The sequence below is a fragment of the Knoellia sp. B-D-2 genome, from assembly GCF_057714695.1.
The window spans coordinates 1,217,630-1,243,156 of sequence record NZ_CM173189.1; the positions used below are offsets into that span (position 1 = coordinate 1,217,630).

At 72.0% G+C, this 25,527-nt stretch carries 23 protein-coding genes and 3 tRNA genes; 12 read left to right on the forward strand and 14 right to left on the reverse strand.

Going from position 1 to position 25,527, the window contains the following annotated elements:
• Window positions 1-4: 4 nt before the first annotated feature.
• Both AC3EU2_RS05865 and AC3EU2_RS05870 read right to left on the reverse strand, forming a co-directional pair.
• Window positions 5-208, reverse strand: a complete 204-nt coding sequence (locus AC3EU2_RS05865) for a helix-turn-helix domain-containing protein (RefSeq protein ID WP_488178779.1) — start codon at window positions 206-208, stop codon at window positions 5-7.
• Between the two features lie 223 nt (window positions 209-431).
• Window positions 432-504, reverse strand: a tRNA-Arg gene (locus AC3EU2_RS05870).
• Between the two features lie 360 nt (window positions 505-864).
• On the opposite strand from AC3EU2_RS05870, the gene AC3EU2_RS05875 reads away from it, so the two are divergent.
• The 5 genes from AC3EU2_RS05875 (at window position 865) to AC3EU2_RS05895 (ending at window position 7,180) form a co-directional block, all read left to right on the forward strand.
• Window positions 865-2,700, forward strand: coding sequence for a phosphoenolpyruvate carboxykinase (GTP) (locus AC3EU2_RS05875; protein ID WP_488178780.1), 1,836 nt, complete (start codon window positions 865-867; stop codon window positions 2,698-2,700).
• Window positions 2,701-2,878: 178 nt separating this feature from the next.
• Window positions 2,879-4,102: an SGNH/GDSL hydrolase family protein gene (locus AC3EU2_RS05880; RefSeq protein ID WP_488178781.1), complete on the forward strand. Its 1,224-nt coding sequence runs from the start codon at window positions 2,879-2,881 to the stop codon at window positions 4,100-4,102.
• A complete protein-coding gene (locus AC3EU2_RS05885; RefSeq protein ID WP_488178782.1) occupies window positions 4,099-4,971 on the forward strand; it encodes a CoA transferase in 873 nt (290 codons plus the stop codon). The genes AC3EU2_RS05880 and AC3EU2_RS05885 overlap by 4 nt, the downstream gene beginning before the upstream one ends.
• 23 nt (window positions 4,972-4,994) lie before the next feature.
• Window positions 4,995-5,729: a response regulator transcription factor gene (locus AC3EU2_RS05890; protein WP_488178783.1), complete on the forward strand. Its 735-nt coding sequence runs from the start codon at window positions 4,995-4,997 to the stop codon at window positions 5,727-5,729.
• Window positions 5,726-7,180 (forward strand): sensor histidine kinase, encoded by a 1,455-nt coding sequence (locus AC3EU2_RS05895; RefSeq protein WP_488178784.1) that lies wholly within the window; start codon window positions 5,726-5,728, stop codon window positions 7,178-7,180. Before AC3EU2_RS05890 ends, AC3EU2_RS05895 begins: the two co-directional genes overlap by 4 nt.
• Window positions 7,181-7,186: 6 nt before the next feature.
• On the opposite strand, the gene AC3EU2_RS05900 is transcribed toward AC3EU2_RS05895, so the two are convergent.
• Complete coding sequence (locus AC3EU2_RS05900; protein ID WP_488178785.1) at window positions 7,187-7,639, reverse strand: DNA-binding transcriptional regulator Fis; 453 nt, start codon at window positions 7,637-7,639, stop codon at window positions 7,187-7,189.
• A 114-nt stretch (window positions 7,640-7,753) separates the two neighbouring features.
• Between AC3EU2_RS05900 and AC3EU2_RS05905 the strand changes: the two genes are divergently transcribed.
• A tRNA-Ser gene (locus AC3EU2_RS05905) sits at window positions 7,754-7,843 on the forward strand.
• 119 nt (window positions 7,844-7,962) lie between these two features.
• The gene (locus AC3EU2_RS05910; protein WP_488178786.1) at window positions 7,963-8,493 is read left to right on the forward strand and encodes a methylated-DNA--[protein]-cysteine S-methyltransferase; all 531 of its coding nucleotides are present in this window, start codon (window positions 7,963-7,965) and stop codon (window positions 8,491-8,493) included.
• A 25-nt stretch (window positions 8,494-8,518) separates the two neighbouring features.
• Here AC3EU2_RS05910 and AC3EU2_RS05915 read toward each other — a convergent pair whose 3' ends face one another.
• The 5 genes from AC3EU2_RS05915 to AC3EU2_RS05935 form a co-directional block, all read right to left on the reverse strand.
• Entirely contained in the window at window positions 8,519-10,003 is a 1,485-nt protein-coding gene (locus tag AC3EU2_RS05915; protein ID WP_488178787.1) for an LCP family protein, read from the reverse strand.
• Between the two features lie 200 nt (window positions 10,004-10,203).
• Window positions 10,204-10,593 carry a universal stress protein gene (locus AC3EU2_RS05920; RefSeq protein ID WP_488178788.1) on the reverse strand — a complete coding sequence of 130 codons (390 nt, stop codon included), beginning with the start codon at window positions 10,591-10,593 and terminating at the stop codon, window positions 10,204-10,206.
• Window positions 10,590-11,432 (reverse strand): ATP-binding cassette domain-containing protein, encoded by an 843-nt coding sequence (locus AC3EU2_RS05925; RefSeq protein WP_488178789.1) that lies wholly within the window; start codon window positions 11,430-11,432, stop codon window positions 10,590-10,592. Before AC3EU2_RS05925 ends, AC3EU2_RS05920 begins: the two co-directional genes overlap by 4 nt.
• Complete coding sequence (locus tag AC3EU2_RS05930; protein ID WP_488178790.1) at window positions 11,429-12,451, reverse strand: ABC transporter permease; 1,023 nt, start codon at window positions 12,449-12,451, stop codon at window positions 11,429-11,431. The genes AC3EU2_RS05925 and AC3EU2_RS05930 overlap by 4 nt, the downstream gene beginning before the upstream one ends.
• Before the next feature lie 2 nt (window positions 12,452-12,453).
• Entirely contained in the window at window positions 12,454-13,557 is a 1,104-nt protein-coding gene (locus AC3EU2_RS05935; protein WP_488178791.1) for a substrate-binding domain-containing protein, read from the reverse strand.
• Between the two features lie 138 nt (window positions 13,558-13,695).
• Here AC3EU2_RS05935 and AC3EU2_RS05940 point away from each other — a divergent pair, with 138 nt between their 5' ends.
• Complete coding sequence (locus tag AC3EU2_RS05940) at window positions 13,696-14,718, forward strand: LacI family DNA-binding transcriptional regulator (protein WP_488178792.1); 1,023 nt, start codon at window positions 13,696-13,698, stop codon at window positions 14,716-14,718.
• Between the two features lie 37 nt (window positions 14,719-14,755).
• Here the strand turns inward: AC3EU2_RS05940 and AC3EU2_RS05945 are convergent, their stop codons facing one another.
• Together AC3EU2_RS05945 and AC3EU2_RS05950 are read right to left on the reverse strand one after the other, a co-directional pair.
• On the reverse strand, window positions 14,756-17,290 hold the full coding sequence (locus AC3EU2_RS05945; RefSeq protein WP_488178793.1) for a glycoside hydrolase family 32 protein: 2,535 nt from the start codon (window positions 17,288-17,290) through the stop codon (window positions 14,756-14,758).
• Between the two features lie 121 nt (window positions 17,291-17,411).
• Window positions 17,412-17,496, reverse strand: a tRNA-Ser gene (locus AC3EU2_RS05950).
• Between the two features lie 121 nt (window positions 17,497-17,617).
• Between AC3EU2_RS05950 and AC3EU2_RS05955 the strand changes: the two genes are divergently transcribed.
• Window positions 17,618-17,968, forward strand: a complete 351-nt coding sequence (locus tag AC3EU2_RS05955) for a protoporphyrinogen oxidase (protein ID WP_488178794.1) — start codon at window positions 17,618-17,620, stop codon at window positions 17,966-17,968.
• Here the strand turns inward: AC3EU2_RS05955 and AC3EU2_RS05960 are convergent.
• The 4 genes from AC3EU2_RS05960 to AC3EU2_RS05975 are packed head-to-tail and all read right to left on the reverse strand — an operon-like array spanning window position 17,864 to window position 22,528.
• Window positions 17,864-19,273: a lanthionine synthetase LanC family protein gene (locus AC3EU2_RS05960; protein ID WP_488178795.1), complete on the reverse strand. Its 1,410-nt coding sequence runs from the start codon at window positions 19,271-19,273 to the stop codon at window positions 17,864-17,866. The two genes, AC3EU2_RS05955 and AC3EU2_RS05960, sit on opposite strands and share 105 nt — an antisense overlap.
• Window positions 19,270-20,166: a T3SS effector HopA1 family protein gene (locus AC3EU2_RS05965; protein WP_488178796.1), complete on the reverse strand. Its 897-nt coding sequence runs from the start codon at window positions 20,164-20,166 to the stop codon at window positions 19,270-19,272. Before AC3EU2_RS05965 ends, AC3EU2_RS05960 begins: the two co-directional genes overlap by 4 nt.
• Entirely contained in the window at window positions 20,163-21,086 is a 924-nt protein-coding gene (locus AC3EU2_RS05970; RefSeq protein ID WP_488178797.1) for a phosphotransferase family protein, read from the reverse strand. The genes AC3EU2_RS05965 and AC3EU2_RS05970 overlap by 4 nt, the downstream gene beginning before the upstream one ends.
• A 2-nt stretch (window positions 21,087-21,088) precedes the next feature.
• Window positions 21,089-22,528 carry a chymotrypsin family serine protease gene (locus AC3EU2_RS05975; RefSeq protein WP_488178798.1) on the reverse strand — a complete coding sequence of 480 codons (1,440 nt, stop codon included), beginning with the start codon at window positions 22,526-22,528 and terminating at the stop codon, window positions 21,089-21,091.
• A 286-nt stretch (window positions 22,529-22,814) separates the two neighbouring features.
• Between AC3EU2_RS05975 and AC3EU2_RS05980 the strand changes: the two genes are divergently transcribed.
• The 3 genes from AC3EU2_RS05980 to AC3EU2_RS05990 are packed head-to-tail and all read left to right on the forward strand — an operon-like array spanning window position 22,815 to window position 25,512.
• Entirely contained in the window at window positions 22,815-24,386 is a 1,572-nt protein-coding gene (locus tag AC3EU2_RS05980) for a S8/S53 family peptidase (RefSeq protein WP_488178799.1), read from the forward strand.
• Window positions 24,383-25,015, forward strand: coding sequence for an RNA polymerase sigma factor (locus tag AC3EU2_RS05985; RefSeq protein ID WP_488178800.1), 633 nt, complete (start codon window positions 24,383-24,385; stop codon window positions 25,013-25,015). Before AC3EU2_RS05980 ends, AC3EU2_RS05985 begins: the two co-directional genes overlap by 4 nt.
• Window positions 25,012-25,512 carry a hypothetical protein gene (locus tag AC3EU2_RS05990; protein WP_488178801.1) on the forward strand — a complete coding sequence of 167 codons (501 nt, stop codon included), beginning with the start codon at window positions 25,012-25,014 and terminating at the stop codon, window positions 25,510-25,512. Before AC3EU2_RS05985 ends, AC3EU2_RS05990 begins: the two co-directional genes overlap by 4 nt.
• Window positions 25,513-25,527: the final 15 nt, after the last annotated feature.

The window sequence follows — 25,527 nt, forward strand, 5'->3', positions numbered from 1 at the left end:
TGGCCTACCCCGCATCGGGATCACGCATGGAAGCGACGAACCGGTCGAGCTCGGCGCGCTCGACCCGTACGGAGCGACCGAGGTGAACCGCGCGCAGCCGGCGATCCGAGATCTGGCGCTCCACGCTGCGGCGCGTCCAGCGCAGCGGGGTCGCGACCTCGTTGAGGTTGAGCAGGAGGGTGGCCTGGGTGTGAGGTGCGGTGTCCATGACCCCGAAAGCCGCGAGGAGTGGGTCGTGTGGTCAGTCCCGACCCGATTCGTTGTGCTCACGACCTCAGTGTCACCCCACGCGACCCGAGCACTCCGGCGCGAATTTTGGGGCCCATTTTGGGGCCCACGCCCTCATCCGGGGCCATCCGGATGCCGGGCACGAGTAAGCCCCCGACAGCGTTTCCGCTGGCCGGGGGCCCGTCGTCTGTCTCAACACAGAGTGCGCCCGAAGGGATTCGAACCCCTAACCTTCTGATCCGTAGTCAGATGCTCTATCCGTTGAGCTACGGGCGCCTGTCACACCCGTGGGCGCAACGATCGGCAAGCGTACCCGAGCACCGGGTCGCACGAGAAATCCGCTCTCGGGACGTCCTCCCGGGGCCCCGGACCCGGCCCGATCCGTGCGTGTGAGCGACCTCATAGATGCGGAAAGGCTTCCGCAGAGATGTACCCCTCGGTCACCTCCTACGGTGGGGTCAACGGGCTCCTCGAGCCCCCGAACCACGGTTCCCTCGTCGTGACCAGATCCGTCTCACGATGCGGGTACGGTGGATCATCCAGCAGGTCAGTCGTCGGATCACCTCCGAGGTGGCTCCGGCATTTGGCCGGGTCACAGCCGGGCGCCAGCCCGGAACCGGAAGGACAACGGAGACCATGACCGCCCCCGCTGCACCCGTTCAGGGCACCACGCACGCAGGCCTCCAGGCTTGGGTCGACGAGGTCGCCGCGATGACCACCCCCGACGAGGTCGTGTGGGTGACCGGGTCCGACGAGGAGTGGACCCGGCTCACCGAGAAGCTCGTCGCCGCCGGGACCTTCGTCAAGCTCGACGAGAGCAAGAAGCCGAACAGCTTCTATGCCGCCTCCGACCCGAGCGACGTCGCGCGCGTCGAGGACCGCACCTTCATCTGCTCGCTCGACGAGAAGGACGCCGGTCCCACGAACAACTGGATGGACCCGAACGAGATGAAGGACCTCATGCGCGGGCTCTACGCCGGCTGCATGGCGGGCCGCACCATGTACGTCATCCCGTTCGTCATGGGCCATGTCGAGTCCGAGAACCCGATGTTCGGCGTCGAGATCACCGACTCCGAGTACGTCACCGTCTCGATGAGCGTCATGGCCCGCTGTGGCACCGAGGTCCTGCGCCGGATCGAGGAGCTCGGCGACGAGGCCCGCTACGTCCCCGCCCTCCACTCCGTCGGAGCCCCCCTCGCGCCGGGCCAGCAGGACGTGAAGTGGCCCTGCAACACCGAGAAGTACATCGTGCAGTTCCCCGAGGAGCGCATGATCTGGTCCTACGGCTCCGGCTACGGCGGCAACGCCCTGCTCGGCAAGAAGTGCTACTCACTGCGCATCGCCTCGGTGATGGCGCGCGACGAGGGCTGGATGGCCGAGCACATGCTCATCCTCAAGCTCACCTCCCCGGAGCAGCAGGTCTACTATATCGCGGCCGGCTTCCCGAGCGCCTGCGGAAAGACCAACCTCGCGATGCTCAAGCCGACCATCCCGGGCTGGAAGGTCGAGACCCTCGGTGACGACATCGCCTGGATGCGCTTCGGCAAGGACGGTCGTCTGTATGCCGTGAACCCGGAGTTCGGCTTCTTCGGCGTCGCCCCCGGCACCAACGAGCACACCAACCCCAACGCGATGTCGACGATCAACAAGGGCAACTCGGTCTTCACCAACGTGGCGCTCACCGAGGACGGCGACATCTGGTGGGAGGGGCTGGAGAACACTCCGGAACGTGCCACGTCATGGAAGGGCGAGCCCTGGACGCCCGCCGACGGCGAGCGCGGTGTCCTGTCCTCCCACGCCAACAGCCGCTACTGCACCCCGATCAAGCAGTGCGACATCCTCGCCCCCGAGTACGACGACCCCAACGGTGTCCCGATCTCCGCGATCTTCTTCGGCGGCCGACGCAAGACCACCGTTCCCCTCGTCACCGAGTCCCGCGACTGGACGCACGGCACCTTCATGGCCGCGACCCTGTCGTCCGAGACGACCGCGGCGGCCACCGGTCAGGTCGGCGTCGTCCGTCGTGACCCGATGGCGATGCTGCCGTTCATCGGCTACAACGCCGGCGACTACTTCCAGCACTGGATCAACCTCGGCAAGGACGCCGACGCCTCCAAGCTGCCGAAGATCTTCTACGTCAACTGGTTCCGTCGCGACGAGGAGGGCAACTTCGTGTGGCCCGGGTTCGGCGAGAACAGCCGCGTCCTCAAGTGGGCGATCGAGCGGATCGAGGGCAAGGCCGCCGCGGTCGAGACCCCGATCGGCCACGTCCCCACCCCGGAGTCGATCGACACCGACGGCCTCGACATGGACCCGGCCGAGCTCGCCAAGGCACTCGCGGTCGACCCCGAGGAGTGGAAGGCCGAGATCCCGCAGATCGAGGAGTGGTTCGCCAAGTTCGGCGACAACCTCCCGACCGCCCTGCGGGTCGAGCTCGACGGCCTCAAGGCCCGCCTCGGCGTCAAGGCCTGAGCGGGAGACCCCCTCACGCGCTGACGCTCACGAGAGGCGCCGCTCCCCCTGGGGGCGGCGCCTTCGGCGTCCCCCGCGCGAGCGGGCCGGTGGCCACCGCGTGAGCGTCGGGCGTCGGTCCGTCCGGGATCGGGCGTTCGGGTGGCGGGCGCGGGGCAGCGGGGTTTGACTGGTCGCCATGACCTCCCGACTGCTCCTGCGAACGCCCCTCGTCGCCGCGGCGGTGGGGGCCCTCGCCATCGCGCTCACGGTCCTCCCCCAGGACGCGACCTCGAGCCCGGGCCCACCGACCGACCAGGTCGGCACCTGGGGCACGGCAGCCGACACGACGGCCCTCGCGCTGGCCGACCAGACGGTGCGCAACATCGTCCACACCAGCGTCGGCGGGACCGACCTGCGGGTCTCGCTGTCGAACGCGTTCGGGTCGCGGGCGGTCACGTTCGACTCCGTGTGGGCCGGCACGGCAGGCACCGGGGCGGCGGTCGTCGCCGGGACCAACCGCCGCGTGACCTTCAGCGCGAGCACCTCGGTGACGGTGCCGCCGGGCGCCGAGGTCCTCAGCGACCCGCTCCCCGGCGAGGTCCCCGCACGCTCGACCCTCGCCGTGAGCATCCACGTCGTCGGTGACGCCGGCACCGTGAGCGGCCACCGGCTGGCCCACCAGACGAACTGGGTCTCGACACCCGGCGACCACGCGCAGGACGAGAGCGGGACGGCATACGCGACACCGACGACGAGCTCAGCGTGGGTGGAGGCCCTCGTCGTCGAGGCCCCGAAGCAGGTCGACACCGTCGTGGCGTTCGGCGACTCGATCACCGACGGCGACCGGTCGACGACGGGCGCCGACCGCCGCTGGCCCGACCTCCTCGCCGAGCGCATCCTCGAGCAGCCCGCGCCGAAGCACCTCGGCGTGATGAACGCCGGCATCTCCGGCAACCGCGTCCTGGGCGACGGGTCCGGCCAGAGCGCGCAGGCCCGCTTCGACCGCGACGTCCTCGCCCAGCCGGACGTGCGCACCGCCGTGGTCATGGAGGGCGTCAACGACCTGCGCTGGGAGATCGCGACCAGGCCCGCGGACCTCATCACCGCGTACCGCCAGCTCATCGCGCGCGGCCACGCCCGCGGCGTCTGCGTCGTCGGCGGCACGATCACCCCGTGGGAGGGCGGCAGCCGGTGGTCGCCGGCCAAGGACGAGATCCGCGAGGCCGTCAACGCGTGGATCCGCACGAGCGGGGAGTTCGACGCCGTCGTCGACTTCGACGCCGCCGTCCGCGACCCGCAGCGGCCGTCGCGGATGCTGCCCGCCCACGACAGCGGAGACCACCTGCACCCCGGTGACACCGGCTACGCCGCGATGGCGGCCGCTGTCGACCTGCGCGACCTCGAGTGCCGGCGCCCGTGACCGGCCCCCTCGCGGGCGTGCGCGTCGTCTCCGTCGCCGTCAACCTGCCCGGTCCGGCTGCCGTGGCGCGCCTCACCGCGCTGGGGGCGGACGTCACGACCGTCCTGCCCCCGGCCGGCGACCCGCTGCAGGAGTTCGCCGGCGCCTACTTCGACGAGCTGCACGCGGGGCAGGAGGTCGTCCACCTCGACCTCAAGGACCCCGTCGGCCGGGCGCGGCTCGAGGAGCTGCTCGCCGACGCCGACGTCCTCGTGACGAGCTCGCGCCCGTCCGCGCTGCGACGGCTCGGGCTGGACCACGAGAACGTGCGCACCCGGCATACCGGGGTCTGCCAGGTCGACATCGTCGGCCACCCCGGCGAGGGGGCCGAGGTGCCCGGCCACGACCTCACCTACCAGGCCGGCGCGGGGCTCATCCCGGACGGGCGGATGCCGGCGACGACCGTCGTCGACCTCGCGGCCGCCGAACGCGCCGCGGGCGAGGCCGCCGCGGCCCTCGTCGAACGGGCCCGGACCGGCCGGGGAAGCCGGCGCGAGGTCGCCCTGTCGGACGTCGCCGACAGCCTGGCCCGGCCCCTCGCCCACGGGCTCACGGGGACGCACGGCCTGCTCGGGGGGAGCCTGCCGGTGTATGCCGTGTACGCCGCGGCCGAGGGTCACGTCGCCTTGGCGGCCCTCGAGGCCCACTTCGCCCAGAGGCTGCTCACCGCCCTCGGTATCGGCGAGGAGGACTTCACCGGCGAGCACCTCGCCCGGGTCTTCGCCGGGCGCAGCGCCACCGAGTGGCAGCAGTGGGCGAGCGAGCGAGACATCCCGCTCGTCGCGGTGTCGTTCACAGGAAGCGCACAGCCGGCTCAAGGACAACGCTGAAGCCCGAGCGGTTCACTGGTTCCATGAGCACGACACCGACCTCCTCCGCGAAGCTCCTGCGTCCCGACGGCAGCCCCGTGCGCGTGCTCGTCGTCGACGACGAGTCCAACCTCACCGAGCTTCTGTCGATGGCCCTGCGCTACGAGGGCTGGGAGGTCCGCTCGGCGGGGACCGGGACCAAGGCGGTCAAGGCGGCACGGGACTTCCAGCCGGACGCGGTCGTCCTCGACATGATGCTGCCGGACCTCGACGGCCTCGAGGTCCTGCGCCGGATGCGCTCCGACAACGACGCGGTGCCCGTGCTCTTCCTCACCGCCCGGGACGCCGTCGAGGACCGCGTGGCCGGGCTCACCGCGGGCGGCGACGACTACGTCACCAAGCCGTTCAGCCTCGAGGAGGTCGTCGCGCGGCTGCGGGCGCTCATGCGGCGCACGACCGTCGTCACCGACGCGTCGTCCTCGCTCCTCGTCGTCGGCGACCTGACGATGGACGAGGACAGCCACGAGGTCACCCGGGGCGGCGACGAGATCCACCTCACCGCGACCGAGTTCGAGCTGCTGCGCTACCTCATGCGCAACCCCAAGCGCGTCCTGTCCAAGTCGCAGATCCTCGACCGGGTGTGGAACTACGACTTCGGCGGCCAGGCCAACGTCGTCGAGCTCTACATCTCCTACCTCCGCAAGAAGATCGACGTCGGCCGCACGCCGATGATCCACACCATGCGCGGCGTCGGGTACGTCCTCAAGCCGGCTCCGTGAGCACGCCGACGACGGCCCCCTCCCTCCGCTCGCGCCTGGACCCGACCGGCTGGTCGCTGAGCAGCAAGCTCGTGGCCGCGGTCGTCGGGCTCTTCCTCGTCATCACCGTCGCGACGTCGACCTTCACGGTGCTCTCCCTGCGCGACCACCTGGTCGACCAGATGGACCAGGACGTCACCTCCCTGCTCGCCCGCGCCGGCGGGCCGCGAGGGGCGGGCCCGGGGGGCGGGGGCGGGCCGATCCCCGGTGGCGGCGGCGAGTCCCTCCTCGTCGTGCTGCGCGACGGCGAGGTCGTCACCAACCGCGTCGAGTACGACCGCACGACCGGCGAGCTCACCGCGGCCCAGCTCGCGTCGCTGCGTGGGGACGACCTCGGGGCGTCGCCGCGGACCGTGGAGATCGAGGGACTCGGTGAGTACCGCGTGGCCGCCGCGCGGGACGCGGATGACGACACCGTCGTCGTGTCCGGGCTGCCGATGAGCGGGATCAGCCGCATCCTCGACGAGGTCATCGGTCTCGTCGTCGGCACCACCATCGCCGGGCTCGCCCTCGTCACGCTCGGCGGGCAGTGGCTCATCCGACGCGGCCTGCTGCCGTTGCACCGCGTCGCCCAGACCGCCACCCAGGTGAGCCGCCTCCAGCTGGACTCGGGAGACGTCGCCCTCGCGCAGCGGGTCCCCGTCGCCGACACGGACCCTCGCACCGAGGTGGGCCAGGTCGGCCTCGCCCTCAACAGCATGCTCGACAACGTGGAGGGGGCGCTCCGGTCACGGCACGAGTCCGAGACCCGGGTCCGCCAGTTCGTCGCCGACGCCTCGCACGAGCTGCGCACGCCGCTCGCGTCCATCCGGGGGTATGCCGAGCTGTCCCGGCGCGAGCCCGACCCGGTGCCCCCGACGGTCGCCCACGCGCTGACGCGGGTCGAGTCCGAGTCGCTGCGCATGCAGGGCCTCGTCGAGGACCTCCTGCTCCTCGCCCGACTCGACGCGGGACGTCCCCTCGACCGCGAGCCCGTCGACCTCACCCTGCTCGCGATGGACGTCGTCTCGGACGCCCATGCGGCGTCGCCCTCGCACCGCTTCGAGCTGGACCTCCCCGACGAGCCGGTCGAGGTGACCGGCGACCAGGCGCGGCTGCACCAGGTCGTCGCCAACCTCCTCGCCAACGCCCGGACCCACACCCCCGCCGGGACCCGGGTCGTGACCTCGCTGCGGCGCGAGGAGCAGTGGGTGCGGCTCAGCGTGGTCGACGACGGCCCCGGCGTGCCGGAGCAGCTGCAGGAGAACGTGTTCGAGCGGTTCACCCGGGGCGACGAGTCCCGCAACCGGGCCCAGGGCTCGACCGGGCTCGGCCTGTCCATCGTCGACGCCGTCGCCAAGTCGCACGGTGGCCGGGTCGAGCTCACCTCGTCACCCGGGCGCACCGACTTCAGCGTCCTGCTTCCGGCCTGAGGGAGCTCAGTACAGCGTCGCGAGGAAGCTGCCCTCGTCGTCGGTGAAGAAGAGGACGACGGTCGAGTCGATGCCGACCGCGGTCACCGAGCAGGTCGCGACGGTGTCCTTCTTCGGCGCCGGCAGCGCCGCGCAGTAGAGGTCCTCGAGCTCGTCGGGGTCGTTGCCGAAGTCCTCGAACCCCACGCGCAGCGCCTGCTCGACGCTGTCGGTCAGCGTCCGCTCGGTCGCCTGGCCGGTCGGGCTGAGCGCGACCTCGCCCCACGACGGCATACCGGCGTCGTAGTACGGGCCCTCGTCGGCGTACTCGGAGCCACCACCCGAGACGCGGTCGACCGTGTAGACGATGCCGATGGCCGTCGTCAGCAGGAAGGTGGCGGCGCTGAGGGCGAGGGCGGTCCACGCCACCCACGACGGACGCGGGGTCGGGGCGGTGGACGGCGTTGGGGCGAGGGACATGCGCGGGACTCCTGGGGATGCGGGCGGCAGCGGCCCATTGTGCCTGCCTGCCGCCGGCCCGGACGCGGCCGCTTTGCTCGGCGCCGGGCCGGGCAGTTACCCTGATCCGGCTGAGGAGGCGTCGCCTAGTCCGGTCTATGGCGCCGCACTGCTAATGCGGTTTGGGCTAACCGCCCATCGAGGGTTCAAATCCCTCCGCCTCCGCACACGGAACGGCCCCGGGGAGCTCTGCTTCCCGGGGCCCTTCCCGTGTCCCGACCGAGCGGGCGCGGCGGGGCGCGGCGGGCTCACACCGGTGCGTCCGGCGGCGTTCAATGGGCATCATGACCACGACCACCCCTCTGCCCCGCCGCCACACGACGGTGGCCTGCGACCTCGGTGACCTCCTCGCCGTCGCCGAGGGCGACGCGCTCGTCGGGCTGTACTTCCCGGGCCACTGGCACCCGCCGAGGACCGGCACGACGGGTCCCGGGGTCTCGGCCACCGACGACCCCGTCTTCGAGGCGACCCGGACCCAGCTCGCGGAGTACCTCCGCGGCGAGCGCACGGCCTTCACCGTGCCCACGGCGACCCACGGTGACGCCTTCTCGGAACGCGTCTGGGACCACCTGGCGAGGATCCCCTACGGAGCGACGACCACCTACGGCGCGATCGCGCGTGAGCTCGGCGGCCCGGGGATGGCGCAGCGCGTCGGCCAGGCGGTCGGGCGCAACCCCGTGAGCATCCTCATCCCGTGCCACCGCGTCGTCGGTGCCGATGGCTCCCTGACCGGGTATGCCGGTGGGCTGGACCGCAAGGCCCGGCTCCTCGCGCTCGAGGAACCGGCGGAGGTGGCGGCGGCGCGGCTGTTCTGAGCGGTGCCGCGTCTTCGGCAGTGCGTCAGGAACAGATGTCCTGGTCGGCCTTGCGGGTCTCGATCTGCGACGGGCTCGGCGTGGCAGAGACGGTGGGTGCGGGCAGCGGCCCGGTGCCGAGACGGTTGGGCACCGCGACGACGTCCGGGGCGCCAGCGCCGAGGGTGACCCGGACCACGGCGCCGAGGTCCGCGGTGGCGGCCTTGACGACCGCGCCGGGGAAGGCCGCGGCGACGGTGCGGGCCGACTCCAGCCCCTGGCCGGAGTACTCGACGGTCACGCCCGTGGCCGGGGCGTCGGAGTTGAGCGAGGTCGGGTTGACGAACCCCTGGACCTCCAGCGACACGACGGTCTGCTTGGCGAGGCCGATCGTGCCGGAGGCGTTGACCACCTGGACCGCGATCTTGTCGGGCGTGACCGTCAGCGGTGTCGTGTCGGTGGGTCTCGGCGTCGGGCTGGGAGCTCCCAGGGTGCGGTCGGTGCGGATCGCCTCCCACAGCGTCGTGGCCGAGGGTGCCCACTGGACCCGGTTGGCATCGGGCGCGTACGGCTCGGTCGGCACGGTGACGAACTGGATCTTGTCGACGCCGATCCCCTTGACGCTCTCCGCCACCTCGCGCATCTCGCCGATCCCGAAGTCGGGGTCGGTGGTCAACGACTGGGTGGCCGCGTCGAGGAAGCGCAGCAGCCGGTCGGGGCGCAGGAGCAGCGACGAGCGCGTGGCCTCCTGGGCCACCGACGACATGAAGGCCTGCTGGCGCTTGATCCGACCGATGTCGGAGCCGTCACCGACGGTGTAGCGGGTGCGGACGTAGCCGAGCGCCTGCTCGCCGTCGAGACGGTGCCGGCCGGCCGACAGCGTGAGCTTGGCCTTGGGGTCGTCGATGTCGATCGGCGTGCAGACCGGGACGCCGCCGAGGGCGTTGACCATGTCCTTGAACCCACCGAAGTCCACGACCACGAAGTGGTTGACGAAGATGTCGGTGTTGCCTTCGATGGTCCGGATGAGGCAGCCGGGTCCGCCGGTGTTGAAGTTCTGGTTCCACTGCCGGACCTGCCACTGCGCCTCCGGGGCACTGGCGTCGCAGCCGACCGGCGCCGGGACCATCGAGTCGCGCGGGATGGAGACCATCGTCACGGACGAGCGGTCCGCGGAGATGTGCATGAGCAGGTTGGTGTCCGAGTGCTGGCCGGGCTCCCAGTCGCCGCTGCCGTAGCCCTCGTTGCCCTCGCCCTCACGGGCGTCCGACCCGACGAGCAGGATGTTGAGCGGCCCCGTGGCGACGTTGCCTGCGGCAGTCGGGCGGTCGTCACCGAGCATGTCCGAGACGTCGATGCGGTCGATGTTGCCGTTGAGCCTGAGGTAGACCGCGACGAGGCCGACGGCGAGCACGGAGGCGATGACGACGGAGATGGCGATGACCCGGCGGCGCCGGCGGTGGCGGAGGGCGGTCTCCCGCTCGACGCGCACGTCGGCCCGCCTCCTCAGCTCGTCATCGTCCTGCTGCACAACGTCCTCTTCGTCCGGGGGTGGTGGTGCGGTGTGCAGATCCCGGTCCGACGCCGCGCGCAGACGATTCTAGGGCGCGAGCCTGAACGCCCCCTGTGGCGGCTCCCTCACGCGCCTGCGCCTGCGTCTGCGCGGATGGTCAGAAACCTCACCATCCGCGCAGACGCAAACAAACCGGGGCCGGGCCCTCGAGCCGGGGGTCAGGCCTTGACGGCGAGCACCGCGCAGGTCGCGTCGAGGAGCACCTGCTGCGCCGTGCTGCCCGTCACGAGCTTGCCCAGGGGTGAGCGGCGACGGACCCCGATGACGATGAGGTCGGCGTCGACCTCGGCCGCCACGGAGAGGATCTCCTCGGCGGGTGCGAGGCCGCGCGTGGTCTGCCGGACCTCGTGGTCGATGCCCTTCTCGGCGAGCTGGGCGTCGAGGGCGTCGAGGTCCTGGGGGTCGGCGAAGCTCGGCCCCGAGTAGTCGCCCATGACGCCGGAGTTGACGACGACCAGCCTCGAGCCGCGCCGCTGCGCCTCCTCGATCGCCGCGTCGACCGCAGCCAGGCCCGGGGGGCTCGGGATGTAGCCGACGACGATGGTCATGGTGCGTCCTCACTGAGCTTCGTGGCGCCCGTCATGATGGCGACACCCTCACCCATGTCGTGGGTCTCGGGGGTGATGACCCCGGCCCGGCCTCCGAGCCGCTGGATGTGGATGCGGTCCGCGACCTCCCAGACGTGCGGCATGTTGTGCGAGATGAGGATGACCGACAGCCCCTTGTCACGGAGCTGCTTGACCATGTTGAGCACCATGCCCGACTCCTTGACACCGAGCGCGGCGGTCGGCTCGTCGAGGACGACGACCTTGCTCCCGAACGCCGCGGCCCGAGCCACGGCGACGGCCTGGCGCTGACCGCCGGAGAGGGTCTCGACCGCCTGACCCATGTTCTGGATCGTCTGGATGCCGAGGTTCTGCACCGACTCGCCGGCCCGCTTCTCCATGCCCTTCTTGTCGAGCATGCGCAGGACCGAACCCAGGGGACCCTTGCGACGGTCCTCGCGACCGAGGTAGAGGTTGCTCGCGATGTCGAGCGCCGGGATGACGGCCAGCTGCTGGTAGACCGTCTCGATCCCGGCGTCGCGGGCGTCCTGGGGCTTGCGGAAGGAGACCGGCTTACCGTTGAGCCTGATGTCACCGGAGTCGGGGACGTAGGCCCCGGTGAGGCACTTGATGAGCGTGGACTTGCCGGCGCCGTTGTCACCGATGACCGCGAGCACCTCGCCGGGGTAGAGGTCGAGGTCCACCCCGTCGAGGCCGACGACGCGGCCGAAGGTGATGACGACGTTGCGCGCCGACAGCACGGGCTGCTTGTCGTAGATGTGCTCCTTGCCGGCGGGGACGCCGCCGTGGGCGACCTCGAGGTCGCTCGTGGTGGCACTCATGACTTGACCTTCCTGATCCACTGGTCGATGGCGACGGCGACGATGACGAGGACGCCGGTGGCGAGGACGCGCCACTGCTGGTCGACGCCCATCTGGGAGAGCCCGAAGGCGAACGTCTGGACGATGAGGGCACCGATGAGGGTGCCCACGAGCCGACCGCGTCCACCGAAGAGGCTCGTGCCACCGATGACGACCGCGGTGATGCTCGCCAAGTTGGCGTCCGGGGCGGCGTTCGGCGTCGCGGCGCCGGCGCGACCGATGAGGATCCAGGCCGCGATGCCGTAGATGAGACCCGCCACGGTGTAGACGCCGAGGAGGATCCGCTTGCTCGGCACGCCGGAGAGGCGGGCCGACTCGGCGTCGTCGCCGACGGCGTACACGTACCGGCCCCACGCGGTCTGGGACAGGACGAACCCGATGACGGCGTAGAGGAGGATGACGACGACGATGCCCCACGTGAGCCGGAACTGCCCGATGCCGAAGCCTTCACCCAGGAAGTTGAGCGTGTCGGGGAGCCGGTCGGCCTGGATGCTCGAGCCACCGGAGTAGAGCAGCGCGATCGCCGTGAAGATGCTCAGCGTGCCGAGCGTGACGATGAACGGCGGCAGGTTGATCCGGGTGACGAGCAGCCCGTTGAGCAGGCCCGCGCCGGTCGCCAAAGCGACACCGATGAGCACCGCGAGGATGCCCGGCATCCCGTCGTCACGGGCCAGCGTGGCCATGACCATCATCGACAGCACCATGATCGCGCCGACCGAGAGGTCGATGCCGGCGGTGAGGATGACGAGGGTCTGGCCCACGGCGAGGGCCGCGACGACCGCGGTCTGCTGGAGCAGGATACCCATGGAGTTGGCCGTGAGGAAGGTGGGCGTCGCGATGAAGAACACGAGGAACGCGACGACGAGGAGGAACAGCGGGCTCAGCCACGGCTTGCCGTGGAGCTGGTGCTGCAGCCTCTGCACCGGGGACTGCTGCCGCCGAGCGAACTCTGCGGCGGCGGACGTGACGTCGGCACTCATGCTCAGTTGCCCCAGCAGATCTTCGAGCCCTCGTCCGAGGAGATGCTCTCGACGCCTTCGGCCTTCTTGTCGGAGACCAGGGCGACCCCAGTGTCGAAGAAGTCGAGGCCCTCCGTGGTCTTCGGCTTCTCACCACCGCGCGCGACCTTGGCGATCGCCTCCATGCCCAGCGTGGCCATCTTGAGGGGGTACTGCTGCGCGGTCGCTCCGATGACGCCGCCCTTGACCGACGCGACGCCCGCACAGCCACCGTCGATCGAGACGATCGTCGCCGTCTTGCCGGCCGCCTTGAGCGCCGCGTTCGCACCGACCGCGGTCGGCTCGTTGATCGTGTAGACGACGTTGATGTCGGGGTTCTTGGCGAGGCACTTCTCCATGGCCGAGCGGCCACCGGCCTCTTCGCCGTTGCCGGCCTCGTTGCAGACGATGGTGTAGTCGCCACCGCCGGACGCGGTGTACTTGCCGGTCTTGGCCTCGTCGCCGTTCTTCTTGCCGTCCTTGACGTCGATGCCCATCCCCTCGAGGAAGCCCTGGTCGCGGTTGTAGTCCACCGAGACGATCTTGTCGCTGAAGAGGTCGATGAGGGCGATCGTGGCCGGCTTGCCGGCGACCTGCGCCGCGGCCCACTGGCCGATGAGCTTGCCGGCCTTGCGGTTGTCGGTGGCGAAGGTGATGTCGACGGTGTCGGCGGGGTCGGGCGGGGTGTCGAGGGCGATGACGTAGAGGCCGGCCTCGCGGGCCTTCTTGATCGCCGCGTTGACGCCGGTGCTCATCGGGGTGATGAGGATGCCCTTGTCGCCGCGGGCGATGGCGTCCTCGATGGCCGTGATCTGACCCTGGTCGTCGCCCTCCTGCTTGCCGGAGGCCACGGTGAGCTTGACGTTGTTCTTGGCGGCGTCCGCCTTGGCACCGTTCTGCATGGCGACGAAGAACGGGTTGGTCGAGTCCTTGGTGATGAGGACGACGCCGACCTGGGCCTCGCCGCCACCGCCGGCCGTGTCGGAGTCGCTCGCGCGGTTGCAGCCGGCCAGTCCGAGGGCGGTCGTGGCGGCCACGGCGAAGACGAGGCCTCGGGTGGCTCGGGGAGCTCGGGGGGTGATGCGCATGGTGGTTCTCTCCTTTGAGTCCGATGACAACGTTGTCAGGGACATTTATAGGGGCACCTTGCGCTCAGGTCAAGGGATGCCGTACAACTCGTTACATGAAGGTGACATCGTTGTCAGTCCCGTGGTGCTGGCTCGGTCATGTCTGAGCGGGGCGGGCGGGCGACGATGCGCGACGTCGCGGCCCTCGCGGGCGTGAGCATCAAGACGGTGTCGCGGGTGGTCAACGCCGAGCCCGGGGTGGCCGATCCGGTGCGCGAGCGGGTGCAGGAGGCCGTCGCCCGGCTCGACTACCGCCACCATCTCGGCGCCAGCAACCTGCGCCGCGGCACGACGAGGAGCGGCCTCATCGGCGCCCTGCTCCAGGACGTGAGCAACAGCTTCTCGGCCGCACTCCTCCGTTCCCTCGAGGACGCCGCCCGCAGCCGGGGCACGGCGATCCTGTCGGCGAGCCTGGACGAGGAGCCCGACCGCGAGCTCAGCCTCGTCCACGACCTCGTCACGCGCCGCGTCGACGGCCTCGTCATCATGCCGTCGACGCTGCGCCAGGACTACCTCACCGCGGAGGTGCGGGCCGGACTGCCGGTGGTGTTCGTCGACCGTGAACCGCGGGGCGTGGCCGCGGACTCGGTCACCGTCGAGAACTTCGAAGGCGCCCAGATGGGTACCGAACACCTTCTCGCACAGGGCCATCGCCGTATCGCGTCGCTCACGGACCTGCCCGAGATCTCCACCGCCAAGAACCGGCACGCCGGGTTCGTCCAGGCCTTCGCCGAGCGCGGCCTGCGACCCCTCGATCGCCTGACGATCTCGGGACTTCGGGGTGCGGCCGCCGCCGAGGAGGCCGTCCTCCAGATGCTCGACCTCGACGAGCCGCCGACGGCGGTCTTCGCCGGCCGCAACGACCTGGCGCAGGGCACGGTCCGGGCGCTGCGCCGGCGCGGGCTGAGCCGAACGGTGGCCGTCGTCGGGTTCGACGACTTCCCCCTCGCGGACCTGTTGCACCCCGGACTCACGGTCATCCGTCAGGACGTCGGCCGGATCGGGCGCCTCGCCGCCGACCTCCTGCTCGCCAGGATCGACGGCGACACCTCGGCGCCGAAGCGCGTGGTCATCGACCCCACCCTCGTCGTGCGAGGCTCCGGCGAGATCCCCCCCGCCTGACTCCCGGCGCATGGCCGGGAGTCAGGCGGCGGAGCCGTCAGGGACGCAGCGGCGTCACCTTGACGTCGACGGCCTTGGCCGTGCCGCCGACCGCGTAGGTGGCCACGCCCGTGGCCGACGCCGGCGGGTAGATGAGGTCGGTCACCGAACGCTGCCCGCCCTGCGCGAGCACCTCCACCGAGCTGCTGTCGAGGTATGCCGTGAACGTCACCTCGCCGTTGCGCACTTTCACCGGCGCCTCCTCGACGCTGGCGAAGAGGGGGTGGAACGCGACGTCGCCGCTGCGGGTGCGGTCGACGACGAGCGTGCCGTCGCGACGGACCCCGACCCTGGTGCCGACCGAGCCGTCGGCGCTGCGACGCAGCACGACGCCGGCCTCGGTCGCGGAGCCGAGGGCGACCCGGACCTCGACGCGGGCCACCGTGGCATGGAGCCGCGTCGCCCGCTCGCCCGTCGCCACCTGGCGCACCTTGACCTGCTTCTTGTCGCGGTTGACGAGGGCCTTGGCGATGCCTCGCACCGGCTCCTGGCGCAGCTGGGGTCCGTCGGTGGACGAGACGAGCGACAGGGTGCGCGGCATCGTCATCTGCCCGCGCCACGGACTCGTGGGGACGTCCTGGGCGTACTGCCAGTTGTTCATCCAGCCGATGGAGATGCGCTGCTCGTCGGGCAGCCCGTTGAAGGTCACCCCGGCGTAGTTGTCGCGCCCGTAGTCGACCCAGTCCGCGCGCTCGGTCCCGCTCTTCGCGGGAGCCGACGCGAGCATGAACTGGTCGGCGAGGACGTGGCCCCAGCCGCCCGAGCTGTGGTCGACGATGCGGATCTGGGCCGAGCGACCCTGCAGGTCGGCCAGGTCCCACGAGGCCCAGTCCAAGGCCTCGCTGTCGGAGCCGGTGCTCGAGCGGACCACGTCACCGTCGACGACGAGGTTGACCGTCGTCTGGGTGTCACGGGGTCCTGCAGCGCTGTCGGAGAACCGGATGTCATCGACCATGAGGTGACCCCAGTCGCCGCTGCTGTTCTCGTCGCGCACGACGATGCGCGCCGTGGACCCGACGACGGAGCGGGCGTCGATGTGCCGCCAGTCCATGTCGCCGGAGCTGTTACCGGTCACGGATCCGACGACCCGGCCTCCTGAGACGAGCTCGACCACCGTCGGCCCACTGGTCCCAAGTGGATGCGTGCCACCGGCGATGAGGAGGTTGACCCAGTCGCGGGTCACCGTGAACTCCGGCGAGACGAACGTGCCGACCGCGAGGTCGCACCGGTCCGGCACGACGCAGGTGTCGAGCACCTTGTCGCCCTGGTGGTAGGGCAGGCCCGAACTGGTCGCGCCGTAGCCCACGAAGTCACCGGTGGCGCTCCACCCGGCAGGCAGGTGGGTCGCCGGGTCGAGCGTCTCGAAGTCGGTGAACACCTCGCCGCCCGGGTCGCCCTGGGTCGCCCCGGGGACCGCCGGGTGGCGGCCGCCCCCGACGAGGAAGTTGAGGTAGCGCTGGTCGACGGTGAACGCGGGTGAGGTCAGCTCACCCTGGGGGCCGTCGAAGTCGATGAAGCTGTTGGCGAGTCGCTCGCCCACGTAGCCGGTGACGGTCTGCTGACCCGGCAGCGACCCGGCTGCGGGCTGGGAGCCGAAGGCGGTCCCGGTCGGGGTCCAGCCGGCATACCCGTTCTCGAAGCCCTGCAGGAGCGTCCCCGAAGGTGGCTCGTAGCTCGCCGGCCCGTCCGCGGTGAAGGTCGTCCCGTCGAAGTCACCGACGAAGTACTGCGTGCCCGACCCACCGGCGATCCCACCGGGGTTGAGGCTGACGAGCATGACCCACTTGACCCTGGTCGGGTCGCCGTCGACGGCGAGCGGGAAGAGGTCCGGGCACTCCCAGACCCCACCGGTCGCGTTGCGGGGCCCGAACTCGGACAGCCGCGTCCACTCCTTGAGGTCAGCGGAGCGCCAGATGAGGACCTTGTGCTCGTTGGCGATGACGGCGACCATCCGCCACTCCTTCGCCGGGGCGTACCAGAACACCTTGGGGTCGCGGAACTCGCGGGAGCCGATGTCGATGACGGGGTTGCCCGAGTACTTGGTCCACGTCGTGCCGTCGTCGGTCGAGTAGGCCAACGACTGCGCCTGGATGCCGTCGCGGCCGCTGGCCGCGGTGTAGGCGCTCGTGTACATGGCGACGAGCGGCGGGTTCTGCGCCGTCCCGAAGCCGGAGCTGTTCGCCGTGTCCACGACGACCGAACCGGAGAACACCCCTTCGTTCGCGTCGAAGGGGATGGCCACCGGCTGCTCGGCCCAGTGGACGAGGTCCCTGCTCGTCGCGTGCCCCCACGACATGTTGCCCCAGCGGTCGCCGAGCGGGTTGTACTGGAAGAAGAGGTGGTAGACGCCCTTGTGGAAGACGAGCCCATTGGGGTCGTTCATCCAGTTCTTCGCCGGGCTGAAGTGGTAGGCCGGGCGGTGCTGGGGCGTGTCGGCCGCGGCGGGCGCGACCCCGAGCGCCGTGAGGAAGGCGACGACGATCAGCACCACGCCGTGGCGGCGTCGCGAGCGTGGACGTGCAGTGACTGGCATGGGCATCTCCCGGGTATGACAACGTTGTCAACGGACAGTTGAAACCCGACCGGCGGGTATGTCAACCGGAGGTGCGGATCGTGAGACGAGCCGACCGGCGCAGGGCGCCGTCTGGCGGAGGCGGCGGGTGTGGGATTTGAACCCACGAGAGGTCTCCCTCTGGTCGCTTTCAAGGCGACTGCACTAGGCCACTATGCGAACCCGCCCGGCGCACCGGCGAACCGGTGACCGAGAGACAGGGTATGCCGCGAGCGCCCCGGCCGTGGAACCCGGCGGTCCGCATCCCTGCAGGTAGGGTCGATGCTCACATCGAAAGGGACGATCCCCATGCCCAGACTGAGTTTCTTCGCCGGCCTCGCCGCCGGCTACGTCCTCGGCGCTCGCGCCGGGAAGCAGCGCTACGCCCAGATCAAGACCGTCTCCGGCAAGGTCTGGCAGAGCAAGCCCGTGCAGAAGCAGGTGTCCGCGGCCAGGGAGAGCGCCCGGACCCGGGCCGCGCCCGTCGTCGCCGACTTCGTCGCGGACGCGGCGAAGGCCACCGGTGAGAAGCTGCGCGCCTCGCGCACGATCCCGTCACGCGTCAGCGACCGGCCCGACCGCTCTGCGGGAGAGGGACAGTGGGTTCCGTCGCCCGGCGCCCCCGGCGACGACCCCTGGGCCAAGGCCACCGGCCGCTGACCGAGCGGCCCCAGCGGCCCGGGTGGACCGGGACCCGCCCATGCCGAGCAGGGGCAGCGAGGGCATGGAGCCCGGCAGGGCCAGGTCGGCGAGCAGCACCGCCGTTCCCGCCACCCCGTTGACGAGCGAGACGTCGCCGTCCGCGCCCCGGAGGCCGCACGGCCACGCATCCGGGGCGTCGCCGGCGGCGTCGACCCAGGCCGCCGCGGCGGCCACCGCCAGGTCCCGGTGCTCGGCCTCGCCGAACACGTCGGCCGCGAGGGCCACGACGGCGGTGGGTCCACCGGCTCCGTGGCAGAGCGTCCACCCCGCGGTGAGGGCCTCCGCGCCGTGGGTCGTGGCGAGCGCGGCCGCCTCGGTCATCGCCCGGCCGCAGCGCTGGACGGCCATCTCCGCCTCGGCCCGGGTCGTGTCGAGCGACCACGGGACGTCGAGCCCCGCCTCGGCGAGCTCGAGCAGCCGCAGGCGCACCGCCCCCGCCCCCGCCGCCCCGTGGCACCAGAGGTCGGGCCAGGTCACGTCGCCCTCGCGCAGGTCCGGCCAGCCACCTCGCGCGGGGTCGGACCAGGAGGCCTCCCACGCCAGCGCTTCGTGGGCGAGGTCGAGTGCCTGCGGGGCGAGCCCGGGCCAGACCGCGGCGGCCTCGGCAAGGGCCCACGCGACGCCGGACGCCCCGTGCGCCAGACCGCACAGGGGTCTGGCCGACTCGCCGGCCAACCTCGCGTCGGGCCAGCTGCGACCCCAGTCCTCGACCCGCGAGCGGTGGCGCAGCTCCGCGACGATGCCCGCGGCATGTGTCTTGTGCCGGCGCGACCGGGCCAGACCGAGGAGGATGCCCGCGAGGCCGTCGGTGAGGTCCGAGCCGTCGGACCACCCGAGGGTGACCGGTCCCCCTACGCGAGCGAGCAGGTCGACCCCGGCCTCCCCGACGAGCAGCCCCGCCGGGGTGTCCGCCCCCTTCGGGCGCGCCCTCAGCAGGACGCGGGCGGCCGTCTCGCCGAGGTCCCGCGCGTCGGGACGGTCCAGGGCGATGCCGAGGTGCGTCAACGCCCACGCGACCCCGGCATCGCCGTCGTAGAGGGAGCGCTGGCCCGCGACCACCGCGATCGGGCGGCCGTCGGGGCCCAGCTCCCACGCCGGCCACGTCGGGGTGCCGGAACTGTCGATGATCGCCGTGCGCACCAGGACGTCGACGCACCGGTGCGCGGCGTCGAGGACCCGTTCGCGGTCGGCGTCACGGTCGGTCCGGACGTGGGTCCCACGACCCGTCGTCGCGTGCTCGTGGCCCCTCGCCGCCGACGTCATCCCGCCGCCCCCCTCGTCGCCGCTGCGAGGTGGGGCGCAGAGGGGTCGATGCCGAGGCGCCGCAGCGCGTCGGCCACGAGAGCGAGCCACTCGTCCGCGGTCACGGCGGCATCCCCGACTCCTTCGTGTGCCGTCGCCAGCGCGGCGCACCGCACCTCGCCGAAGCTCGCGCCGGTGCCCGGGTCCTCGGCCCACCCGATGCCGTCCGCGACCTTCTCCGTGAGCGGCGGTGGCTCGCCGTCGGTCAGCCCTGCCGCCGCGGTGGCCACCTCGCCACGAGCCTTCTCCCCCAACGGCGCTGCGAGGTAGACGACGCACGAGTCCGGACGGGTGAGGTGCTCGGTGGACGCAGCGATCTTGAGCAGCCACCCGTCGGTCCCACTGAGCGCCCTCGTCACCTCGTGGACCAGCCGGGCCGACGCCCTCGTGGCCGGGCGCAGGTAGACGCGCACCAGCGGTCCGTCGCCCGGCCGGGGGTTCCAGCCGCTCCCCCAGGTGCGCCACCAGCCGTCCTGCACCACGGCGCCGTGCCGGCGGAGGGCGCGCACGCGGTCGCCCACCCTCGGCGGGAACCCGACCCGCCCGCTGGTCGTGACGTACTCCCCGCGGCACAGGGCCCGTCGCCCCGTCGCCGTCGCGACGACGACGACTCCCGCGACCCCGGTCCCCACCACCTCGCTGTCGGCCTGCGCCCAGACCTCCGCGTCGTCGTGCGCGGCACGCGCGGAGGAGCCGACCGGCGCGGCCCACGGGTCGGGCGCGTCCCGCCGTGGTGGGCGGACGGCATACCAGTGGCGGTAGAGGACGTCGGCAGGCGCACCGTCGTGCCCGGCCCGGAGGACGTCGTATGCCGTCCGCACCTGGGCGGCGTGCTCGGGTCGCCAGTCGTTCATGCCGGAACCTCCTCGGCGGTGTGGACCGCGCGGTCGAGGAGGCAGGCCACGTCGGCTGCCCCGTCCTCACCGTGGGTCAGGGCCATCTGCCAGGCCGTGAGGAGGGCTCGCACGCAGCGCCACGGAGCCGTGAGGGACGCCGGACCGCAGGCGGACCAGTACGCATCCAGGCAGAGTGCCGCGAGGTCGAGCCCGGGGCGGGAGAGGTCGGTGAGCATGGCGGCGGCCGAGGCCAGGTCGTGCTCGGGACAGCCCCGACCACCGAGCTCGAAGTCGACGAGGCCGACGCGGACGTCACCCGACGGTGAGGTCCGCACGATGACGTTGCCGGCCGCCACGTCGCCGTGGACGAGGTGCGTCGGGCGCCACTGGGCACGGGCCACCGTCAGCGCCCGTTCCACCGCCGGGTGGGTGAGCGCGTCGAGGACCGGCCGGGTGTCGGCCCGTTCGGTCCCGCCCTCCATCGACGGGGGGAGCCGGTCGAGCAGCGGCCACGGTCGGGGCGCCTCGGGCAGCTCCGGCGCCGCGGGATGCCGGTGCAGGCGCGCGAGGGCGCGCCCCAGGTCCACGGCGGCCGGACGCCGGATCGCGTCGTCCATGGCGGCGCCGAGCTCCTCGCCCGGCAGGGCGGTCATCCACACCGACCCCGATCCCCCCTGTCGGATCGGGGTCGGTGCGAGACGGAGGGACGCGATCGCGTCCAGGAGGGCGGCTTCGACCGCGACGGTGTCGTCACCGTCGAGCCGGGCCGCCGTGCCGGTCTGCTTGACGTAGCCGACCGGTGTGCCGGCGTTCTCGACGACGTGGACCGGGTTGCTGCGCGACACGGGCCGCACGCGCACGCGTCCGGCGCGGACGTCCGCCGCGGGGACGATCCCTTGGCGGACGGCCGCGGCGAGCAGGCCGGGGCTCGTGAGCACGGTCAGGCTCCCTGGCCCGGGGTGCGGGAGCCCTCGGTGTCGAGCGCCTCGACCTCCTCGAGCGCGGCGAGGTAGCCGGCCCAGTACACCTCGTCGACCGCCTCCTCGATCTCGTCGACAGAGGACCCGTAGTCCCCGGAGCGGGGGTTGCCCCACCGGTCGATCGGCCGCTCGAACTCCCCACCGCAGGCGCGCGTGGGCAGCGGGCAGCCGGCACGGGTCACCCGGAGGTCGCAGATCGCGATCCTCGTGACGTCGCACGTGCTCGGTCGCGTGATGATGTCGCAGAGGTGCGGCCTCGTCACGAGGCTCGGACACAGCACCGCGACGCGGGTCCTCACCGTGGGACAGCTGATGTCGATCCGCGTCTTGAAGCAGATCGCGATGCGCGACTTGAGACAGGTCGAGAGCGGGCGTGTCACCGGCGTGACCGTCGGGACGAGCAGGTCGACCGCGAGCTCGTCGTAGACGGCCTGAATCGGGTTGGCGAAGGTCATCGACCCGTCCGTGGCGCCGGCGAAGAGCAGCCCGACGACGTTGCGGGACGTGTCGAGGATGACCGACCCGGAGTCGCCGCTGTTCGAGAAGCGCGGGTTGCGCGTGGTGTCGGTGTCGATGCGGATCTGGTGACGCAGCGTCCGTGGACCCACGTCGCTGCCGTAGTTGACGTTGACGGTGAAGTCGACCGAGGCGACGGTGCCGAAGGTGTGCTCGGTCGTGCGCCCACGCTTCTGGACGGCCATGCCGACGGTGGCAGTGGCGGAGCCGGCGACGTCGCCGACACCGGTGACCGACGCCGACCACGGCTCCGCGGCGTCGACCGTGATGACGGCGCCGTCGATGTTCTCCGACAGGGCGGCCCGGGTCAGTGCCCCGAACTCTCCGGTCGGGGCCCCGCCGTCGACGAGCGAGGGCTGGACCTGACGGTCCCCGACGCTCCACGTGTTGTTGACGCAGGCGACGTGGAAGTTGGTGAGCGCCATCGTCGCCCCGGTGGCCCGGTCGCGGACCATGGCACCCAGGGTGCCGACGAAGACGTAGTTGCCCGGCGACGTGACGTCGGGCGGGGACAGGAAGACGCTGCGGCGCGGGCCGATGCTGATGCCGCCGGCCAGAGTCGGGTAGTCGGCGGGGTCGACGAACAGCTCGGCGTCGTCGACCTGCCGCATCGCCGGCTGCAGCTCGATGACGAGCTCCTGGACGTCGGTCTTGATGCCGTCGATCTCCTTGGGGATCGCGGCGCCCTTGGCCAGCTTGGACGTCGGCTTCTTCTGCTCGACGAAGACGACGATGCTCAGCTCGCCCGTCTTCTTCCCGTCGGTCTCCTTCTCGGCGATGTCGACGGCGACGACGCCCGGCTTGGCGATGAGCTCGTCCTCGACGGCCTCCTTCACCGGCCTGATCGCGGCGCGTTGTGCGGCGAGTTCGTGCTGTGTTGCCATGACTGCTCCTCGGGTGGGCGGGGCCGCCCCTTGCGTGGCCCCGGCACCAAGCAAGGAGTACCCATTCGCGCGCCAGATACATCCCCGTGGACGACCGCGACCGCAGAAGATTCTGTGCCGATGCAGGTATCTGCCGAGCGCCTCGCGACTCCTTCCCCTGTGACCGGCCAGTCCCTACCCTGAGTCGACGGCAGCACGCCACCGGGGACGGGCGCAGAGCTCACGGAAGGCATCGATGAACCACGACAGAGGTCAGGACAGGACGCCTCGGCGGATTCCTCCGACGGTGATCCCCGGGACCGCGGCGCGCCGGCTCGGCGCGCGCGCCCTCGACCCGGCCACCGCGATCCGCGGTGACGGCGCACCCGCACCCGAGCCCACGGCATACGTCGCGGACGTCATCCTCGTCCCGGGACTCGCCGACCTGGACCGGCGCGCGAAGGACCCGTTGGCCCGCCTTCGGGCCGTCGCCCGTCGCCGTGGGTATGCCGTCGAGGTGGTCGGGGACGACGACCTGATGGCCTTCGCGCGGGACAACGAGCTGCTCGACGACCTCGACCGGGTCGGTCACACCGCCGTCCGGCTCGTCCCGCTGGAGGGGGCGGGTCCGCCGCCGGACGCGTGGGAGCTGCTGCAGCTGGCCCGTTCGGGCGACCCGAAGGGGACGCCGGACGACCGGGACGACCCGGGACCGGCGGCCGCCACGGGCCTGGGCCTGGCGCACGTCATGACCTCGAGCGGGTACGGGGACGGGATCGGCTACGGCGACGGCATCGGGTACGGCGACGGGATCGGGTACGGCGACGGGATCGGCTACGGGGACGGCATCGGCTACGGCGACGGGATCAACGGTGGCCCGCGGGGGCGGATCCCCGTGGTCTGGTCCGCGCCCGCACCGACCCGCGCCACGAAGACCGGCCCCGTCGTCGCCACCCTCGACACCGGCCTCGGGCAGCACCCCTGGTTCCCCGAGGGCGACGGCGCCGAGCGGCACCCGGGGGCCGGGGGCCCCGGACTCGGCGTGACCTTCCCCGCCGGCGCGGACCCCGAGGACACCGGCGTGACGATCGACCGGGTCAACGGTCGACTCGACCCGATCGCCGGTCACGGCACGTTCATCGCGGGGATCGTGCGCCAGCACTGCCCGGACGCCACCATCCTGTCGGTCCCGGTCATGTGGGGCGACGGGGTCGCGGACGAGGTCGACGTCGTGCGCGCCCTCGTCGGCCTCTACGCCCGCCAGCTCGCGGCGCTGCGGCGCGGCGACCCGAGCCGGGCCATCGACGTCATCACGCTCTCCCTCGGCTACCGGCACGAGACGCCGGGCACGTTCGACGACGAGGAGGCCCTCGTCAGGGTGCTCCGGGGACTCTCCGAGCAGGGGGTGACGATCGTCGCCGCCGTGGGCAACGACGCGAGCGACGTGGAGTTCTTCCCCGCGGCCTTCGCCACGCACGTCACCGGTGGCGCCCCGATGGTGAGCGTGGGCGCGCTCAACCCCGACCACCGGACCGTGTCGGTCTACTCCAACACCGGCCCCTGGGTGCAGACCTACCGTGCCGCCACCGCGGTGGTGAGCACGATGCCGCGGACCTTCAACGCCTCGCAGCGGGGCTCCCTGCTGCGCCAGCCGACCCCGTCGCTCGGGGAGTCGATGCCCACCCGCGGGGCGATCGACTCCGACGACTTCAGCGGCGGCTTCGGCCTCTGGAGCGGGACGTCCTTCGCGGCCCCGGCCCTCGCCGGCGACATCGCCCGCGCCCTGGGCAGCGACCGTGGCCCGGACGCCGGAGAGCGCAGCGAGCGCGCCCGCAAGGCCGTCGCCACGGCGCTCGAGGCGGGCAGGGTCCACGGATGAGCACCCCGAAGCCCGACTCGCAGCGACCTGCGGCCCCGGCCCCGGCCGGGCTCGCCGTCACCGCGGCCCGGGCGTTCGCCCGGCACCGCGACGGCGACACGGACGCGATGGGTGACCTCGTCGACGAACTGACCCCGCTGCTGTGGCACACCGCTCGCTCGCAGGGCGCCGACCCGGCCACGGCCGAGGACGTCGTCCAGACGACGTGGCTGCGCCTCGTCGAGCACACCACCGACATCTCCGACGGCCAGGCCGTCCTGCAGTGGCTCCTCATGACAACCAGGCGCGAGGCGTGGCGCTCGGTCCGACGTGGTCGCCGCACCGTGCCCCACGAGCCGTGGGAGGAGCCGACGTCCCGGGACACCACCGCCCCGCTGCGGGTGCTCGACCCGGTGACCGCGACCGAGGACGCCGAGGTCGCCCGTGCCGTGTGGCAGCACGTCGAGGCGCTGCCGGCGAGGTGCCAGCAGCTGCTGCGCCTCGTCGCCTTCGTCGACCGCCCCGACTACGCGGTCGTCAGCGCCGCCCTCGGCATCCCCGTGGGCAGCATCGGCCCCACCCGCGGCCGGTGCCTCGCCAAGCTGCGGATGGCCCTGCTGTCCGACCCGACCTGGGAGGTGACGGCATGACCGCTCCCCACGACGAGGACCTCCTCGCCGAGATGCCGATCGACGCCGACGACGAGCGCGCCCTCCGGCTCGTGCGGGCCCACCTCGACGTCGTCGACCCCGTCCCGGCCGACCTGGCGGAGCGGGTGAAGTTCGCGATGACCGTCGCCAGCCTCGAGGCGGAGGTGGCGCACCTCATCAGCGACGCCATGGAGCTCGCGGCGGTGCGCACCACCGAGTACGACCGCGCGACGACCGTGACCTTCGAGAGCGGATCGTTGAGCATCATGGTGACGCTCGAGGCGGGCGAGCGCACCGCCACCAGGCTGCGGGGGTGGGTCACGGCGCCCGGCGCCGAGGTCGAGCTGCGCGAGCGCTCGCGGAGCTCGGTGACGACGGCCGACGACGAGGGCCGCTTCGTCTTCGAGGGTGTCGAGCGGGGCACCGTGAACCTCGTCATCCGGCTCCACGACGAGCCGGGCGCCCGCCCGGTCATCACGCCCGGGATCGAGCTCTGAGGAGCGCCCCGTCAC